Annotated in this window: 16 protein-coding genes; 8 read left to right on the top strand and 8 right to left on the bottom strand. The window is 73.6% G+C overall.

Annotated features, from left to right (window positions below):
• Positions 1-2: 2 nt before the first annotated feature.
• The 6 genes from ACQKM2_RS05340 to paaA form a co-directional block, all read right to left on the bottom strand.
• A complete protein-coding gene (locus tag ACQKM2_RS05340) occupies positions 3-1,145 on the bottom strand; it encodes an acyl-CoA dehydrogenase family protein (protein ID WP_427706832.1) in 1,143 nt (380 codons plus the stop codon).
• A gap of 101 nt (positions 1,146-1,246) precedes the next feature.
• Positions 1,247-2,347: a 2Fe-2S iron-sulfur cluster-binding protein gene (locus tag ACQKM2_RS05335; RefSeq protein WP_427706830.1), complete on the bottom strand. Its 1,101-nt coding sequence runs from the start codon at positions 2,345-2,347 to the stop codon at positions 1,247-1,249.
• Positions 2,348-2,854 carry a 1,2-phenylacetyl-CoA epoxidase subunit PaaD gene (paaD, locus tag ACQKM2_RS05330; protein ID WP_427706828.1) on the bottom strand — a complete coding sequence of 169 codons (507 nt, stop codon included), beginning with the start codon at positions 2,852-2,854 and terminating at the stop codon, positions 2,348-2,350. It lies immediately after the preceding gene.
• Positions 2,848-3,582: a 1,2-phenylacetyl-CoA epoxidase subunit PaaC gene (gene paaC, locus ACQKM2_RS05325; protein ID WP_427706826.1), complete on the bottom strand. Its 735-nt coding sequence runs from the start codon at positions 3,580-3,582 to the stop codon at positions 2,848-2,850. Before paaC ends, paaD begins: the two co-directional genes overlap by 7 nt.
• Complete coding sequence (gene paaB / locus ACQKM2_RS05320; protein WP_042801229.1) at positions 3,579-3,863, bottom strand: 1,2-phenylacetyl-CoA epoxidase subunit PaaB; 285 nt, start codon at positions 3,861-3,863, stop codon at positions 3,579-3,581. The genes paaC and paaB overlap by 4 nt, the downstream gene beginning before the upstream one ends.
• Positions 3,860-4,876: a 1,2-phenylacetyl-CoA epoxidase subunit PaaA gene (gene paaA, locus ACQKM2_RS05315; protein ID WP_427706823.1), complete on the bottom strand. Its 1,017-nt coding sequence runs from the start codon at positions 4,874-4,876 to the stop codon at positions 3,860-3,862. Before paaA ends, paaB begins: the two co-directional genes overlap by 4 nt.
• 135 nt (positions 4,877-5,011) lie before the next feature.
• On the opposite strand from paaA, the gene ACQKM2_RS05310 reads away from it, so the two are divergent.
• From ACQKM2_RS05310 to ACQKM2_RS05300, 3 genes are read left to right on the top strand one after another with little or no spacing between them, the layout of a single operon-like run.
• Positions 5,012-5,710, top strand: a complete 699-nt coding sequence (locus ACQKM2_RS05310; RefSeq protein WP_427706821.1) for a DUF5819 family protein — start codon at positions 5,012-5,014, stop codon at positions 5,708-5,710.
• Positions 5,707-6,897 (top strand): HTTM domain-containing protein, encoded by a 1,191-nt coding sequence (locus ACQKM2_RS05305; RefSeq protein WP_427707180.1) that lies wholly within the window; start codon positions 5,707-5,709, stop codon positions 6,895-6,897. Before ACQKM2_RS05310 ends, ACQKM2_RS05305 begins: the two co-directional genes overlap by 4 nt.
• Before the next feature lie 26 nt (positions 6,898-6,923).
• Positions 6,924-7,655 carry a TrmH family RNA methyltransferase gene (locus ACQKM2_RS05300; protein WP_427706818.1) on the top strand — a complete coding sequence of 244 codons (732 nt, stop codon included), beginning with the start codon at positions 6,924-6,926 and terminating at the stop codon, positions 7,653-7,655.
• Positions 7,656-7,737: 82 nt separating this feature from the next.
• Here ACQKM2_RS05300 and paaN read toward each other — a convergent pair whose 3' ends face one another.
• Complete coding sequence (paaN, locus tag ACQKM2_RS05295; protein WP_427706816.1) at positions 7,738-9,420, bottom strand: phenylacetic acid degradation protein PaaN; 1,683 nt, start codon at positions 9,418-9,420, stop codon at positions 7,738-7,740.
• Between the two features lie 190 nt (positions 9,421-9,610).
• Here paaN and ACQKM2_RS05290 point away from each other — a divergent pair, with 190 nt between their 5' ends.
• Both ACQKM2_RS05290 and ACQKM2_RS05285 read left to right on the top strand, forming a co-directional pair.
• On the top strand, positions 9,611-11,137 hold the full coding sequence (locus ACQKM2_RS05290) for a 3-hydroxyacyl-CoA dehydrogenase (RefSeq protein WP_427706814.1): 1,527 nt from the start codon (positions 9,611-9,613) through the stop codon (positions 11,135-11,137).
• Positions 11,134-11,724 carry a TetR/AcrR family transcriptional regulator gene (locus ACQKM2_RS05285; RefSeq protein ID WP_427706812.1) on the top strand — a complete coding sequence of 197 codons (591 nt, stop codon included), beginning with the start codon at positions 11,134-11,136 and terminating at the stop codon, positions 11,722-11,724. Before ACQKM2_RS05290 ends, ACQKM2_RS05285 begins: the two co-directional genes overlap by 4 nt.
• 28 nt (positions 11,725-11,752) lie before the next feature.
• On the opposite strand, the gene ACQKM2_RS05280 is transcribed toward ACQKM2_RS05285, so the two are convergent.
• On the bottom strand, positions 11,753-12,307 hold the full coding sequence (locus ACQKM2_RS05280) for an Lrp/AsnC family transcriptional regulator (RefSeq protein ID WP_427706810.1): 555 nt from the start codon (positions 12,305-12,307) through the stop codon (positions 11,753-11,755).
• A gap of 179 nt (positions 12,308-12,486) precedes the next feature.
• Between ACQKM2_RS05280 and pdhA the strand changes: the two genes are divergently transcribed.
• The 3 genes from pdhA to ACQKM2_RS05265 are packed head-to-tail and all read left to right on the top strand — an operon-like array spanning position 12,487 to position 15,916.
• Positions 12,487-13,620: a pyruvate dehydrogenase (acetyl-transferring) E1 component subunit alpha gene (gene pdhA, locus ACQKM2_RS05275; RefSeq protein ID WP_427706808.1), complete on the top strand. Its 1,134-nt coding sequence runs from the start codon at positions 12,487-12,489 to the stop codon at positions 13,618-13,620.
• Positions 13,620-14,618: an alpha-ketoacid dehydrogenase subunit beta gene (locus ACQKM2_RS05270; RefSeq protein WP_427706806.1), complete on the top strand. Its 999-nt coding sequence runs from the start codon at positions 13,620-13,622 to the stop codon at positions 14,616-14,618. The genes pdhA and ACQKM2_RS05270 overlap by 1 nt, the downstream gene beginning before the upstream one ends.
• Positions 14,618-15,916, top strand: a complete 1,299-nt coding sequence (locus tag ACQKM2_RS05265) for a dihydrolipoamide acetyltransferase family protein (protein WP_427706804.1) — start codon at positions 14,618-14,620, stop codon at positions 15,914-15,916. Before ACQKM2_RS05270 ends, ACQKM2_RS05265 begins: the two co-directional genes overlap by 1 nt.
• Positions 15,917-16,131: the final 215 nt, after the last annotated feature.

Raw genomic sequence — 16,131 nt, 5'->3', positions numbered from 1 at the left:
GCTCAGGCCAGGGGGTGGGCGGCCAGCAGGTCGCCCAGTGCCTCCTCGTGCGCGGCGGCCGGGCCGAGCTGGAGTTCCAGCTGCTTGGCCCACGCGTGGTAGCGGTGCAGCGGGTAGTCGGTGTCCGCGCCGAAGCCGCCGTGCAGGTGCTGGGCGGTCTGCACGACCCGGCGTACGCCCTCGGAGGCCCAGATCTTGGCGACGGCGACGTCCCCGGCGCTGGGCAGCGGGCCGCCCGCCCCGCCGGTCGCGGCGTCGAGCCGCCAGGCGGCCTGCCAGAGGGTGGCCTCCATGGCGCGCAGGTCGATGTAGCGGTCGGCGGCCTGCACCGCGACGGCCTGGAAGGTCGCCACGGGGAAGCCGAACTGCTCCCGCTTGCCGGTGTACTGGCTGGTCATGGTGAGGGCGGCCTCGCCGAGGCCGAGTGCGAGGGCGCAGGTGCCGGTGGCCAGCAGCTGGTGGAGCCGGTCCCAGGCGCCCGGGGCGTCGATCACGTGGGCGGCGGGTGCCCGTACCGCGTCGAGGGTGACCTCGGCGAGCCGCTCGCCGCTGGTGGAGTACTGGTCGGCGAGCGTGAGGCCCGGGGTGGGGCGGGGCAGGAGCGCGAGGACGGCCTCGCCCTCGCCGCTGTGGGCGGGGACCGCGATCCAGTCGCAGCCGTGGGCCCAGGCCACGGAGGTCTGCACCCCGTCCAGGAGCCAGTCCGCGCCCTCGCGGCGTGCGGTGACGGCGAGTTCGGCGGGGTCGTGGCCGGTGCGGCCGTGCGCGGCCGCGGTGAGGACCAGCGTGCCGTTCCCGGCGCCGGGCAGCAGGGCGGCGGCCAGTTCGGGGCTGCCGTGGGCCTGGACGGCCATGGCGGTGGCGCAGTGTTCCAGCAGCGGTACGCGGGCCAGTACCCGCGCCGCTTCGCGCAGCACGAGGCACAGGGCGATGGCGTCGAGGCCGGCCCCGCCGTGCTCCTCGGCGAGGACGAGGCCCAGCAGGTCGGAGCCGGCGAGCCGGGCCCACAGCGGCCGGTCGAAGTCGTCCGCGACGGCCCCGGGCGTGAGCGCGGGGCTGGGGACGCCGTCGGGGGCCACGCCGGCGAAGACGGCCCGGGCGGCCTCGACGGCGGCCTGCTGTTCCTCGGTGAAGGTGAAGTCCACTGCCTGTCCTCCTGCGCGCACCGGCTCAAGCCCTGATCTGACGGTGCGTCAAGATAGAGCAGCGTGCGGCAATTGGACAGACCTCCCGGCCCCCCGGACGCCTACCGGTCGAAGTCGATCTCCACTTCCTCCGTCAGGGCGTGGGACTGGCAGGCCAGCACGAACCCGGCGTCGGTCTCCTCCGCCTCCAGCGCGAAGTTGCGGTCCATCCGCACTTCGCCGGAGACCACGAAGGCCCGGCAGGTGCCGCACACGCCGCCCTTGCAGGCGTACGGGGCGTCCGCGCGGTTGCGCAGCACGGTGTCCAGCAGGGACTCGCCGTCCTGTACGGGCCACGTGCCCGAGCGGCCGTCGAGCCGGGCGGTCACCCGGCCGTGGGCCGGGGTCGGGACGGAGCGGACGGGGCCCTGCGGGGCGGTGTCCTCGACGTGGAAGATCTCCTCGTGCACCCGGGTCCGGACCACGCCGAGCGCGCCCAGGGCCCGCTCCGCACCGGTCACCAGCCCGTAGGGGCCGCACAGGAACCAGCCCGTCACCTCCCCGACCGGGAGCAGCGCGGGCAGCAGGGACACCAGCCGGGCCTCGTCGAGCCGCCCGGAGGGCAGCCCGGCCTCCTGCTCCTCGCGGGAGAGCACGGTGACCAGCTGGAAGCGGTCGGGGTAGCGGTCCTTGAGGTCCGCCACCTCCTCCAGGAACATCGTCGAGGCCGCCGTGCGGTCGGCACGCACCAGGCAGAACCGGGCGTCGGGCCGTGCCGCCAGCACCGAGGCGGCGATCGACAGCACCGGGGTGATGCCGCTGCCGCCGACGATCGCCGCGTAGTGCGCGGCCTGAGGGGCGGCGGCCGGCTCCAGCACGAACCTTCCGGCCGGGACCATCACGTCCAGCACGTCGCCGGCGGCGACCTCCTTGTGCGCGAACGTGGAGAACTCGCCGCCCTCCACCAGGCGCACGCCCACCCGCAGTTCGGCCGGGCCGGGGCCGTCGGGGGCCGGGGCGGGGGAGCAGATCGAGTAGGTGCGGCGGACTTCGGTGCCCTCGGCGGCGCGGCGGCGCAGCGTCAGGTGCTGGCCGGGGGCGTGGCGGTAGTCCTCGCGCAGTTCCTCGGGGACCCGGAGGGTGAGGGCCACCGAGTCGTCGGTGAGCCGGTCGACTGCCGCCACCGTCAGCGGGTGGAACGCGCCGTGGCGGGGTGCGGCCATCTACAGCTCCTTGAAGTGGTCGAACGGTTCGCGGCAGGAGACGCAGCGGCGCAGCGCCTTGCACGCGGTGGAGGAGAAGCGGCTGAGCAGCTCGGTGTCCGTGGAGCCGCAGTTGGGGCAGCGCACCGACAGCGTCAGCGGTACCGGTCCGCCGGTGGAGTGCGGGCGGGGCGGCGCGATGCCGAACTCGGCCAGTTTGCGGCGGCCTTCGGCGCTGATGTCGTCGGTGGACCAGGCCGGGGACAGCACCGTGGTGACCCGCACCTCGGGGATGCCGTGGCCGGTGAGGACCCGCTCGATGTCGGCGGACATGGCCTCGATGGCCGGGCAGCCGGTGTACGTCGGGGTCAGGACCACCTCGGCGTGCCCGTCCTCGTGCATCCGCACCCCGCGCATGACGCCCAGCTCGGCCAGGGTCAGCACGGGCAGTTCCGGATCGGGGACGGAACCGGCCAGCTCGGCCAGTTCCGCCTCCAGGCGGGTGGTCCCGGCCACGGCGCTCACCACGACGCTCCGGGGTGGCTGCGGTGCAGGTGCTGCATCTCGGCGAGCAGCCGCCCGAACGGCTCCGTGTGCAGCCCCTGGCGGCCGGCTCCGGCGGCCCAGGCGCCGGTGCGCGGCCCCTCGGGCAGGGCGAGCCCCGCCCGGTCCAGTACGTCGCCCACCGCGGCCAGCCAGCGGCCCTCCAGGGCCTCCACGGCGGCCCGGTCCAGGCCGAGGCCCTCGACCGGCAGGAACATCTCCCCGGTGAACTTCCACAGGGCGTCCAGCGCCGTGCGCATCCGGGTCCGGCTCTCCTCGGTGCCGTCGCCGAGGCGCAGCGTCCACTGCTCGGCGTGGTCCCGGTGGTAGGCGGTCTCCTTCACGGCCTTGGCCGCGAGCGGGGCGAACGGGCCGTCGCCGGCGGCGAGCTCCCCGTACAGCTCGTGCTGGTAGAAGGAGAAGTAGAGCTGGCGGGCGATGGTGTGGGCGAAGTCCCCGTTGGGCTGCTCGACCAGCTGGACGTTGCGGAAGGACCGCTCCTCGCGCAGGAAGGCCAGCTCGTCCTCGTCGCCCGCCATGGACAGCAGCAGTCGGGCCTGTCCGAGCAGGTCGAGGGCGATGTTGGCCAGGGCGACCTCCTCCTCCAGGACGGGGGCGTGGCCCGCCCACTCGCCGAGGCGGTGGGAGAGGATCAGCGCGTCGTCGCCGAGGGCGAGGGCGGCCGCGGTGCGGGTGTCGGTGCCGGCGCTCACAGGTGGCGCACCCCCTCGGGGATCTCGTAGAAGGTGGGGTGACGGTAGGGCTTGTCGGCGGACGGGGCGAAGAACGGGTCCCGCTCGTCCGGCGAGGAGGCGGTGATCTCCGCGGAGGGCACGACCCAGATGGAGACGCCCTCGTTGCGCCGCGTGTAGAGGTCGCGGGCGTTGCGCAGGGCCATCTCCGCGTCCGGGGCGTGCAGGCTTCCCGCGTGCGTGTGCGAGAGGCCGCGGCGCGAGCGCACGAACACCTCCCACAGGGGCCAGTTCTGCGTCATGCCTGTACCTCTCGTCCGGTGCTGGTGTGCTTGGCGGCGTAGGCGGAGGCGGCCTCGCGGACCCAGGCGCCTTCCTCGTGCGCCGTGCGCCGCTGGCTGATCCGCTGTTCGTTGCAGGGGCCGTTGCCCTTGAGGACGTCCCAGAACTCGGCCCAGTCGATGGCGCCGAAGTCGTGGTGGCCGCGCTCCTCGTTCCACTTGATGTCCGGGTCGGGCAGGGTCAGGCCCAGCGACTCGGCCTGCGGCACGGCGATGTCCACGAAGCGCTGGCGCAGCTCGTCGTTCGAGTGGCGCTTGATCTTCCAGGCCATCGCCTGCGCGCTGTGGACCGACTCGTCGTCCGGCGGGCCGAACATCATCAGCGAGGGCCACCACCAGCGGTTCACGGCGTCCTGCGCCATGGCGTGCTGGGCCTCGGTGCCCCGGGAGAGGGCGAGGAGCAGCTCGTAGCCCTGGCGCTGGTGGAAGGACTCCTCCTTGCAGATCCGGACCATGGCGCGGGCGTAGGGGCCGTAGGAGCAGCGGCAGATCGGCACCTGGTTGGTGATCGCCGCGCCGTCCACGAGCCAGCCGATGGCGCCGACGTCGGCCCAGGTCAGGGTGGGGTAGTTGAAGATCGAGGAGTACTTCTGCTTGCCCGAGTGGAGCTTGTCGAGCAGCTCGTCGCGGCTGGTGCCGAGGGTTTCGGCGGCGCTGTAGAGGTAGAGCCCGTGGCCCGCCTCGTCCTGCACCTTGGCCATGAGGATCGCCTTGCGGCGCAGCGAGGGTGCGCGGGTGATCCAGTTGGCCTCGGGCTGCATGCCGATGATCTCGGAGTGCGCGTGCTGTGCCATCTGCCGGACGAGGGAGGCGCGGTACTCCTCGGGCATCCAGTCCCGGGGCTCCACGCGCTCGTCGGCCGCCACGGCGGCGTCGAAGTCCGCACGGAGCTGTGCGCCGAGGTCTGCGGACTGCCCGTCCACCGCGCCGTCCACCGTGCCTGACGTGCCCGTTTCCGGGGTCACTGCGACCATCCCGGTCCCCTGTCAGAGTGTGCCGTCCGCCCGACCGACCGATCGTTCGGTTCATCCTCTTCAATGGTGAGACGGCGGCCCGTAGGGTGTCAACCTCTGTGGGCAACCCTGTGGACGCCGGATGATCGGGGCGGGATGGATTCGAACGAGCGCGAGCCTGCGGAAGGAGCCCTTCCGGCGGCCGCCCCGGCACAGCCCGCACCGCCCCGCGCACCCGGGATCGCCGGCCTGTCCGCCCCCTACCGGGTCCTCGCGGCCCTCGCCCTGGGGGCGCTGGGCGTCGGCGCCTGCCTGCACCTCGCACTGGTCTTCCTGCACGTCGCGCCGTCCAACACCGTCGGCAAGCAGAACGCCCGGCTCGTGGACGGCTGGATCTACCCCGAGTTCGAACAGAACTGGAAGCTCTTCGCGCCCAACCCGCTCCAGCAGAACATCTCCGTCGAGGTCCGCGCCCAGGTCCGCACCGCCGGCGGGGAACTCGTCACCCGCGACTGGCGCGACCTGTCCGCCGAGGACGGCGCGGCGATCCGCCACGGCCTGCTGCCGAGCCACACCGAGCAGAACGAGCTCCGCAGGGCCTGGGACTTCTTCACCGGCTCCCACGACGAGGACAACAAGCCCGACGGCGAGCGCGGAGAGCTGGCCGAGCAGTACCTGAAGCGGATCGCCGTGGGCCGGCTGACCGGCGGGGAGGCCGCCGGCCGGCCCGGGGGCGAGCGGATCGTACGGATCCAGCTGCGCTCGGCGACACGGTCGGTGGCCGCGCCCTCCTGGAGCGCGGAGAAGGCCGACACCCAGACGTACTACCGGGAGCTGCCGTGGTGGAACGTGTGAGGGGCACCCTCGCGCGGGCGGTCGCGAAGGCCACCGGACAGGCGCAGGGCCCCTACCAGAGCGCCGTCGTACGCATCGGCTTCGCCGCGACCTGGCTGTTCTTCCTGCTGCGGGAGTTCCCCCACCGGCACGAGCTGTACGGCCCGGACGGGCCGTGGAGCTGGCAGCTCGCCGAGCGGCTGATCGCCTCGAACCGTGCCTTCACGGTGCTGATGTGGTCGGACTCGACGCCGTGGTTCGAGGCCGTGTACGCGCTCTCCGTGCTCGCGAGCGTCCTGCTGGTGCTGGGCTGGCGGACGCGGGCCGCCTCGGTCCTGTTCATGGTCGGGGTGCTGTCGCTGCAGAACCGCAGCGTGTTCATGGGCGACGGCGGGGACAACGTCATCCACCTGATGGCGGTCTACCTCGTGCTGACCCGCTGCGGGCAGGTGTGGTCGCTGGACGCCCGCCGGGCCCGGCTGCGCGGCTCGGCGACCGCGGGGGCCGCCGGGCCGGTGCTGTGGGCGCTGCTGGGCGCCGGGTTCGCGTACGGGGCGGTGAGCGGGCACCTCGGCGCGCTCTGGCTCGTGTTCTTCGGGACCCTGCTGACCGGGACGGCGCTGTGGTGGGTCGCCGACCGGTACGAACCCGGGGGCGAGCGGCGGGCGACCCTCGACGTGTTCGCGAACCTGCTGCACAACGCCGGGATGCTGGTGATCGCGGCCGAGGTGTGCCTGATCTACGCCACCGCCGGCTGGTACAAGATCCAGGGCTCGCGGTGGCAGGACGGGACCGCGCTGTACTACCCGCTGAGCCTGGACTACTTCACCCCGTGGCCCTGGCTGTCGGAGCTGGTGGCGTCCAGCGGGGTGGTGGTGATGCTGCTGACGTACGGGACCGTGCTGGTGCAGGTGGCGTTCCCGTTCACGCTGTTCAACCGGCGGGTCAAGAACGTGCTGCTGGCGGTGATGATGCTGGAGCACGCCGGGATCGCGGTGCTGCTGGGGCTGCCGTTCTTCTCCCTGGCGATGATCGCCGCCGATGCGGTGTTCCTGCCGACGGGGCTGCTGGTGTGGGCGGGGGCGCGGGTCGCTGCCGCGTGGGGGCGGGTGCCGCTGCGCGGAGCCGCTCCCCGCCCCGCCCTTTCCCCGTTTCCCGGGGCTCCGCCCCCGGACCCCAGCGCCCCGAACGCCGGCGAGGCAACGTAGACCGGGCCGGGCTTAGGGTCAGGGGTATGGGTGTGACCTGGGAAGAGGCCGTTTCGCGGGACGACGTCGTGTTGCTCGACGGGTTCCACGCGCTGAAGCACGCGCTGCGGTTCGGCGCCGAGGTGCTGGCCGTCGTCGCCGACGAGCCCGAGCGGGTGCGGGAGCTCGCCGCCGGGCTGGCGCCCGACGTGGAGGAGGCGGTGGCCCGGCTGGTGCGGCAGGGGGCGCTCAAGGAGCTGCTGCCCCGCGTGCACCCCACCGGGGTCGCTGCGCTCGCCGTGCGGCCGGGCCGGGATGCCGGACGGGCCGCGCTGGCGCGGATGCCCCGGCCCGCGCCCGTCGTGCTGCTCGACAACCCGCGCAACCTCGGCAACGTCGGCGCCGTCGTCCGCCTCGCCGCCGGCTTCGGGGCCACCGGCGTGGTGACCCGGGGCGACCTCGACCCCTGGCACCCCAACGTGGTCCGCGCCGGTGCCGGGCTGCACTACGCGACCACGGTGGACCGGCTGGAGCTGGAGGAGCTCCCGCCGGGCCCGGTGTACGCGCTCGACCCGGAGGGCGAGGACATCCGCGCCCTCGTCCTCCCGGACGACGCCCTGCTCGCCTTCGGCTCCGAGCGGCACGGGATCTCGCCCGAGCTGCGCGCCCGGGCGGACCACCTCGTGTCGCTGCCGATGCGGCCGCAGGTGTCCAGCTACAACCTGGCCACCAGCGTGGCCATGACCCTCTTCCACTGGGGCGGTCCCCCCGCCCCGTGACGGCCGGGCGGCCTGCGGGCCCGGCGGGCGGGCGGGCCCGTACGCGTCCCTCGGGGCGGTGCGGAGACGGGTCCGTCCGGCGTCAGCCCTGGCGGCGGACCTCCACCACGCGGAAGCGGTTGGCGACGAACGCGCCGTCGCACAGCGCCGCGTTCGCGGCGGGGTTGCCGCCGGAGCCGTGGAAGTCGGAGAAGGCCGCGGTCTGGTTCACGAAGACCCCGCCCGTCAGGTTCAGCGACAGCTGCGCCGACTCCTCCAGGCAGACCTCCTCGATCGCCCGCTCGGTGTCCGCGGACGTGGTGTACGCGCCCACGGTCATCGCACCCTTCTCCCGCACCGTACGGCGCAGCAGGTCGAGGGCGTCCGCCGTGGAGTCCACCGCCACCGCGAAGGAGACCGGGCCGAAGCACTCGGACAGGTAGGCCGCCTCCGGGTCCGGCTTGCCGGCGTCCAGCTTCACGATCACCGGGGTGCGCACGACCGCGTCGGGGAACTCGGGGTTGACCACCTCGCGGGAGGCCAGCGCGACCTCGCCGAGGCCGGCCGCGGCCTCCAGCCGGGCCTTGACGTCCGGGTTGACCAACGCGCCCAGCAGGGCGTTGGCGCGGGTGTCGTCGCCCAGCAGGCCGCCGACCGAGGCGGCGAGGTCGGCGACGACCTCGTCGTAGGACTTGTGGCCGGCGTCCGTCTCGATGCCGTCGCGGGGGACCAGCAGGTTCTGCGGGGTGGTGCACATCTGGCCGCTGTACAGGGAGAGGGAGAAGGCCAGGTTGGACAGCATGCCCTTGTAGTCGTCGGTGGAGTCGACGACGACCGTGTTGACGCCGGCCTTCTCCGTGTAGACCTGCGCCTGGCGGGCGTTGGCCTCCAGCCAGTCGCCGAACTCCGTCGAACCGGTGTAGTCGACGAGCTTGATCTCGGGGCGGACGGCCAGGGTCTTGGCGATGCCCTCGCCCGGCCGCTCGACGGCCAGGGCCACCAGGTTCGGGTCGAAGCCCGCCTCGGCCAGGACCTCGCGGGCCACCTGCACGGTCAGCGCCAGCGGCAGCACGGCGCGCGGGTGCGGCTTGACCAGGACGGCGTTGCCGGTGGCGAGGGAGGCGAACAGGCCGGGGTAGCCGTTCCAGGTGGGGAAGGTGTTGCAGCCGATCATCAGCGCGATGCCGCGCGGCACGGCCGTGAAGGTCTTGCCGAGCTCCAGCGGGTCCTTCTTGCCCTGCGGCTTCGACCAGGCGGCCTGTCCGGGAACCCGGGTCTGCTCCTCGTACGCGTACGCCACCGCCTCCAGGCCGCGGTCCTGCGCGTGGGGGCCGCCCGCCTGGAAGGCCATCATGAAGGCCTGGCCGCTGGTGTGCATGACCGCGTGCGCGAACTCGTGGGTGCGGGCGGAGATGCGGGCGAGGATCTCGATGGAGACCAGGGCGCGGGTCTCGGGACCGGCGTCGCGCCAGGCGGCGATGCCCGCCTTCATCGCGGGCAGCAGCACGTCCGGGTCGACGTGCGGGTACTCGACGCCCAGCTCCGGGCCGAACGGCGAGACCTCGCCGCCCGCCCAGCCGTCGGTGCCGGGCTGCCCGAGGTCGAAGCGGGTGCCGCGGACGGCCTCGAAGGCGGCGAGCCCGTCGGCCGGGGCGCTCTCCCCGTAGGCCTTGGGGTGCTCGGGGTGCGGGGACCAGTAGGCGCGGCTGCGGATGGCATCCAGCGCCTGGTCCAGGGTGGTCCGGTGCTTCTCGGAAAGCTGGGGGACGGTGAGCTCGGCGGCCATCAGGGACCAACTCCTCGTTGAGCCGGGCGGGATCAGGCTGGTTCGCAGACTGGGATTCAGGCTGGAGTCAGGCTGGGATCGGGCTGGGGCGGGTGAAGAAGAGCAGACTGGAGTTAGAGTAACCGAACGATCGGTCGGTACAAGAGGGCCCGGCAGACCTGTGGACAACCGCGTGCGGGAGGATCAGGACATGACAGCAATCGAGCGGGCTCGCACTGTGGCGGTCATCGGCGCCGGAACCATGGGCCAGGGCATCGCCCAGGTCGCTCTCCTCGCAGGTCATCGCGTACGCCTCTACGACTCCGTGCCCGAGCGGGCCCGCGAGGCCGTCCAGACCGTGGCCGGCCGGGTCGAGCGGCTCGTCGCCAAGGGGCGGCTGGACCGGGCCGAGGCCGACGACGCCGTCGGTCGGCTCGACTCCGCCGAGACCCTGACCGGGCTGGCCTCCGCCGCCCTGGTGATCGAGGCGATCGTCGAGGACGTCGCCGTCAAGCGCGCGCTGTTCGCGGCCCTCGAAGGAGTGGTTTCGCCGGACGCGCTGCTGGCGACCAACACCTCCTCCCTCTCCGTCACCGAGCTCGCCGCGGGCCTCGCGCACCCGGGCCGCTTCCTCGGCCTGCACTTCTTCAACCCGGCCCCGCTGCTCCCCCTCGTCGAGGTGGTCAGCGGCCACGCGACCGACCCGGACGCCGCCGAGCGCGCGTACCGCACGGTCCTGGGCTGGGGGAAGACGCCGGTCCGCTGCGCCGACACCCCCGGCTTCATCGTCAACCGGATCGCCCGCCCCTTCTACGCCGAGGCCTTCGCGGTCTACGAGGAGCAGGGCGCGGACCCCGCGACCATCGACGCCGTCCTGCGCGAGAGCGGCGGCTTCAAGATGGGGCCCTTCCAGCTGACCGACCTGATCGGCCAGGACGTCAACGAGGCCGTCACCCGCTCCGTCTGGGACTCGTTCTTCCGGAGCCCCAAGTTCACCCCCTCGCTCGCCCAGCGCCGCCTGGTCCAGGCGGGCCGCCTCGGCCGCAAGTCCGGCCACGGCTGGTTCCCGTACGCCGAGGACGCGCAGGCCCCCGCCCCGCACACGGCCGGCCCCGAGGACGCCCCGGAGAAGGTCACCGTCGTCGGCGACCTCGGCCCGGCCGCCGTCCTGGCCGACCTCATGGAGGAGGCCGGGATCGCGGTCACCGCCACCGGGCACGGGGGCCCGTACGTCCAGCTGCCCGGCGAGGGCCAGCTGGTGCTCGCGGACGGCAAGACCTCCGTCGAGTTCGCCGACGTCGTCTACTTCGACCTCGCGCTCGACTACCGCGACGCGACCCGGATCGCGCTGTCCGCGAGCGCGGACACCAGCGAGCGCACCCTCGCCGAGGCGATCGGCCTCTTCCAGAAGCTCGGCAAGGAGGTCTCCGTCATCGGCGACGTCCCGGGCATGATCGTCGCCCGGACCGTCGCGATGCTGATCGACCTCACCGCCGACGCCGTGGCGCGCGGGGTGGCCTCCGCCGAGGACATCGACACCGCGATGCGGCTCGGCGTGAACTACCCGCTCGGCCCCGCCGAATGGCACGACCGGCTCGGCCGCGACTGGGCGTACGACCTGCTGCACCACCTCGACGAGCGGTGTCCGGGCGGGCGCTACGCGCCCTCGCTGGCGCTGTTCAAGCTCGGCTACGAGGCCGGCGAGGACGAGGACGGGGAAGAGGAGGGGGCCGAGTGACCACGGCCAGGCGCGACACCTACACCCCGGAGACGCTGCTCTCCGTCGCCGTGCAGGTGTTCAACGAGCGCGGCTACGACGGCACCTCCATGGAGCACCTCTCCAAGGCCGCCGGAATCTCCAAGTCCTCGATCTACCACCACGTCGCGGGCAAGGAGGAACTCCTCCACCGCGCCGTCAGCCGGGCCCTGGACGGCCTGTTCGGGATCCTGGAGGAGCCGGGCGCCGTACGCGGCCGCGCGGTCGCGCGCGTCGAGTACGTCACCCGCCGCACGGTCGAGGTCCTGGTCGCGGAACTGCCGTACGTCACCCTGCTGCTGCGGGTGCGCGGCAACACCCGCACCGAGCGCTGGGCCCTGGAGCGCCGCCGCGAGTTCGACCACCAGGTCGCGGAGCTCCTCAAGGCCGCGGCCGCCGACGGGGACCTGCGCGCCGACGTGGACATCCGGCTCGCCACCCGCTTGCTGTTCGGCATGGTGAACTCGCTGGTCGAGTGGTACCGGCCGCATCCCGGCACCACCCCAGACCAGCTCGCGGACGCGGTGGTCAGCATGGCCCTGGACGGCCTGCGCACCCAGGCCCCGTAACCCGTCCGGCCCAGTCGTCCGGTCCCGCTCAGTCCTCCGCGAGGGCGGGGCCGGACGGCGGGCCCGGGTCCAGCAGATCCGTTTCCTCGAACACCAGCAGCGTGCGCGTGGACAGCACCTCCGGGATGGCCTGGAGGCGGGTCAGGACCAGTTCCCGCAGTGTGCGGTTGTCCGGCGTGTGGACCAGCAGCAGGACGTCGAAATCCCCGCTGACCAGCGCGATGTGCGCCGCCCCCGGCAGTTCCCGGAGCTTCTCGCGCACCGTCCGCCAGGAGTTCTGGACGATCTTCAGCGTGATGTACGCCGACGCGCCCTGACCCGCGCGCTCGTGGTTGACCCGGGCGGTGAAGCCGCGGATCACCCCGTCGTCGATCAGCCGGTTGATCCGCGCGTAGGCGTTGGCCCGGGAGACGTGCACCTGCTCCGCCACCGACCGTATCGACGCCCGGCCGTCCGCCTGGAGCAGCCGCATGATCGAACGGTCGATGGGGTCCAGGGGGCGTGGCGGTACCGGTGGGCCTGAAGGTGCGCCCCCCGGTGGGACCGGTGCGGAACCCGCTCCGGCCATTTGTTCATCCGGCATTGCCCACTGCCTCCCTCTGCTGGACGTCCTGCACCCATCCCACGGCCCCGCCGCCACTTTGTCCACAGCCTGGAGCCGCCTGTAGCCAAATTGCGCCAACGACCGAACAATCGGTTGGTGAGGCGCCTCACACCCGGTGGCGCCCCCAGCCCGCTTCCCACGAGGAGGTGTACGCCGCCATGACGGTCCAAGAGCTGCCCGGTGCCGGTGCGCCGCACCGTGTCACCCCGCCGCCCGCCTGGAGGCCCCGCATGGAGGCCGCCCCCCTGCTGCCGGACCCCGAGCCCTACCGGGTGCTGGGCACTCCGGCGGCGGAGGAGCTCGACCCGGCACTCATGCGCCGGTACTACGCCGAGCTCGTCCGGGGCCGCCGCTACAACGCGCAGGCCACCGCCCTGACCAAGCAGGGCCGTCTCGCCGTGTACCCCTCCACCGTCGGGCAGGAGGCCGCCGAGATCGCGGCCGCGCTCGTCCTGGAGGAGCAGGACTGGCTCTTCCCCAGCTACCGCGACACCCTCGCGGCCGTGGCGCGCGGACTGGACCCCGTACAGGCCCTGACGCTGCTGCGCGGCGACTGGCACACCGGGTACGACCCCCGCGAGCACCGCATAGCCCCCCTGTGCACCCCCCTCGCCACCCAGCTGCCGCACGCGGTGGGCCTGGCGCACGCCGCGCGGCTGCGCGGCGACGAGGTCGTCGCGCTCGCCATGGTCGGCGACGGCGGCACCAGCGAGGGCGACTTCCACGAGGCGCTGAACTTCGCGGCCGTCTGGCAGGCCCCGGTGGTCTTCCTCGTCCAGAACAACGGCTTCGCGATCTCCGTCCCGCTCGCCAAGCAGACCGCGGCCCCCACCCTCGCCCACAAGGCCGTGGGCTACGGGATGCCCGGCCGGCTGGTCGACGGCAACGACGTCGCCGCCATGCACGAGGTCCTCACCGAGGCGGTGAAGCGGGCCCGCGCGGGCGGCGGACCGACCCTGATCGAGGCCGTCACCTACCGGATGGAGGCCCACACGAACGCCGACGACGCCACCCGCTACCGCACCGACGCCGAGGTCGAGGTCTGGAAGGCGCACGACCCGGTGCAGCTGCTGGAGCGCGAGCTGACCGCGCGCGGGATCCTCGACGAGGAAGGCATCCGCGAGGCGCGCGACGCGGCCGAGGCGATGGCGGCGGACCTGCGCGAGCGGATGAACGCCGATCCCGTGACCGACCCGATGGACCTCTTCGCGCACGTCTACGCGGAGCAGACCGGCCGGCTGCGCGAGCAGGCCGCCATGCTGCGCGCCGAGCTGGAAGCGGAGGGAGAGTGATGACGACCGTTGCCGCGAAGCCCGCGACGATGGCGCAGGCCCTCACCCGAGCCATGCGCGACGCGATGGCCGAGGATCCCACCGTCCACGTGATGGGCGAGGACGTCGGCGCGCTGGGAGGTGTCTTCCGCATCACCGACGGGCTCGTGAAGGAGTTCGGCGAGGACCGCGTCACGGACACCCCGCTCGCCGAGGCCGGGATCCTGGGCACCGCCGTCGGCATGGCCATGTACGGGCTGCGGCCCGTCGTGGAGATGCAGTTCGACGCGTTCGCCTACCCGGCCTTCGAGCAGCTCCTCTCGCACGTCGCGAAGATGCGCAACCGCACCCGGGGCAAGATGCCGCTGCCGATCACCATCCGCGTGCCCTACGGCGGCGGGATCGGCGGCGTCGAGCACCACTGCGACTCCTCCGAGGCCTACTACACGGCCACCCCCGGGCTCACCGTCGTGACCCCGGCGACCGTCGAGGACGCGTACGGGCTGCTGCGCGAGTCCATCGCCAGCGACGACCCGGTGGTCTTCCTGGAGCCGAAGCGGCTCTACTGGTCCAAGTCGCAGTGGTCGCCGGAGGCCCCCGCGGCCGTCCCGGGCATCGGCAAGGCCCTGGTCCGCCGGGCCGGCACGAGCGCCACCCTGATCACGTACGGCCCCTCGCTCCCGGTCTGCCTGGAGGCGGCCGAGGCGGCCCGCGAGGAGGGCTGGGACCTGGAGGTCGTCGACCTGCGCTCCCTCGTCCCCTTCGACGAGGAGACCGTCGTCGAAGCCGTGCGCCGCACCGGGCGCGCGGTCGTGGTCCACGAGGCCGGCGGCTTCGGCGGACCTGGCGCGGAGATCGCCGCCCGCGTGATGGAGCGCTGCTTCCACCACCTGGAGGCGCCGGTGCTGCGCGTGACCGGCTTCGACATCCCGTACCCGCCGCCGATGCTGGAGAAGCACCACCTGCCCGGTGTGGAGCGGATCCTGGACGCCGTGGCCCGCCTGCAGTGGGAGAACTGATGCCGCAGGTCATGGAATTCAAGCTGCCCGACCTCGGCGAGGGCCTGACCGAGGCCGAGATCGTGCGGTGGCTGGTGGCGGTGGGCGACGTCGTCGCCATCGACCAGCCGGTCGTCGAGGTCGAGACGGCCAAGGCGATGGTGGAGGTGCCCTGCCCGTACGGCGGTGTCGTCACCGCCCGGTTCGGGGAGGAGGGCGAGGAGCTGCCGGTCGGCGCCCCGCTGATCACCGTGGCGGTGGGCGCGGAGTCGGCGCCCGCCGGGGCGGCGGAGCCCGTCGAGGCGGGTGCCGAGAAGGGCTCCGCCGACGCGCCCCGGCCGCTGATCGGGTACGGCTCGGACCACTCGCGCCCGGCGCGTCGGCGGCGGGTGCGACCCGTCACCGCCGCGGTGTCGGCTCCGGCTCCGGCTCCGGCCGCTCCTGTGGTGGCTGCCGGGCCCGTGCCCGTCATCTCGCCGCTCGTGCGCAAGCTGGCCCGGGACAACGGGGTCGACCTGCGGTCGCTGCGCGGGTCCGGGCCGGAGGGCCTGATCCTGCGGGCCGACGTGGAGGCCGTGCTCCGGGCTCCCGCGCCCGCCCCGGTGGCCGGGCCGGTTCCGGTGGCCGCGCAGGGCGAGCGGATCCCGCTCAAGGGGCTGCGCGGGGCCGTCGCCGAGAAGCTCTCGCGCAGCCGCCGGGAGATCCCCGAGGCCACCTGCTGGGTCGACGCGGACGCCACCGAGCTGATGGCGGCGCGGGCCGCGATGAACGCCGTGGACGGGCCGAAGATCTCGGTGCTCGCGCTGCTGGCGCGGATCTGCACGGCCGCGCTGGCCAAGTACCCCGAGCTCAACTCCACGGTCGACCTCGCCGCCAACGAGATCGTGCGGCTCCCGTCCGTGCACCTGGGCTTCGCCGCGCAGACCGAGCGCGGGCTGATGGTCCCGGTGGTGCGGGACGCCCACACGCGCAGCCCGGAGTCCCTGGCGGCGGAGTTCGCCCGGCTGACCGAGCTGGCCCGGGCGGGGAAGCTGGCCCCGTCGGACCTGACCGGCGGGACGTTCACCCTGAACAACTACGGGGTGTTCGGGGTGGACGGCTCCACGCCGATCATCAACCACCCCGAGGCGGCGATGCTCGGCGTGGGCCGGATCATCCCGAAGCCGTGGGTCCACCGGGGGGAGCTGGCCGTCCGTCAGGTCGTGCAGCTGTCCCTGACCTTCGACCACCGCGTCTGCGACGGCGGGGCGGCCGGGGGGTTCCTGCGGTACGTGGCCGACTGCGTGGAGAACCCTGCCGTGCTGCTGCGCAGCTTGTAGGGGGCCGTCGTTCCGGGTGCCGGTGCCGGTGCCGGTGCCGGTGCCGGTGCCGGTTGGTCGGGTGCGGGTGGGTGGCCGCTGCGCGGAGCGGTCCCCCACCCGCCCTTCGCCCCGTGCCCCGGCGGGGCCCCCCCCCCCCCCCCCCAAAAACCCCCCCGGGGTGGGGCCGCCCGCGGGCCCCACCCCCAACCCCCCCCCCGGGGCCAGCTCAGCGG

This window comes from Streptomyces sp. NPDC004126, assembly GCF_050275515.1.
GTDB lineage: Bacteria > Actinomycetota > Actinomycetes > Streptomycetales > Streptomycetaceae > Streptomyces.
The sequence above is the reverse complement of the archived record's forward strand: the minus strand, read 5'-3'. Positions and strand labels throughout refer to the sequence as shown.

Excerpts from the sequence above, each read along its gene's own strand:
- paaN (WP_427706816.1), bottom strand. The coding sequence starts at position 9,420 with ATGGCCGCCGAGCTCACCGTCCCCCAGCTTTCCGAGAAGCACCGGACC.
- ACQKM2_RS05300 (WP_427706818.1), top strand. The coding sequence starts at position 6,924 with ATGGGTGTGACCTGGGAAGAGGCCGTTTCGCGGGACGACGTCGTGTTG.
- pdhA (WP_427706808.1), top strand. The coding sequence starts at position 12,487 with ATGACGGTCCAAGAGCTGCCCGGTGCCGGTGCGCCGCACCGTGTCACC.
- ACQKM2_RS05335 (WP_427706830.1), bottom strand. The coding sequence starts at position 2,347 with ATGGCCGCACCCCGCCACGGCGCGTTCCACCCGCTGACGGTGGCGGCA.
- paaA (WP_427706823.1), bottom strand. The coding sequence starts at position 4,876 with ATGGTCGCAGTGACCCCGGAAACGGGCACGTCAGGCACGGTGGACGGC.
- ACQKM2_RS05270 (WP_427706806.1), top strand. The coding sequence starts at position 13,620 with ATGACGACCGTTGCCGCGAAGCCCGCGACGATGGCGCAGGCCCTCACC.
- ACQKM2_RS05310 (WP_427706821.1), top strand. The coding sequence starts at position 5,012 with ATGGATTCGAACGAGCGCGAGCCTGCGGAAGGAGCCCTTCCGGCGGCC.
- ACQKM2_RS05280 (WP_427706810.1), bottom strand. The coding sequence starts at position 12,307 with ATGCCGGATGAACAAATGGCCGGAGCGGGTTCCGCACCGGTCCCACCG.
- ACQKM2_RS05265 (WP_427706804.1), top strand. The coding sequence starts at position 14,618 with ATGCCGCAGGTCATGGAATTCAAGCTGCCCGACCTCGGCGAGGGCCTG.
- ACQKM2_RS05290 (WP_427706814.1), top strand. The coding sequence starts at position 9,611 with ATGACAGCAATCGAGCGGGCTCGCACTGTGGCGGTCATCGGCGCCGGA.
- paaB (WP_042801229.1), bottom strand. The coding sequence starts at position 3,863 with ATGACGCAGAACTGGCCCCTGTGGGAGGTGTTCGTGCGCTCGCGCCGC.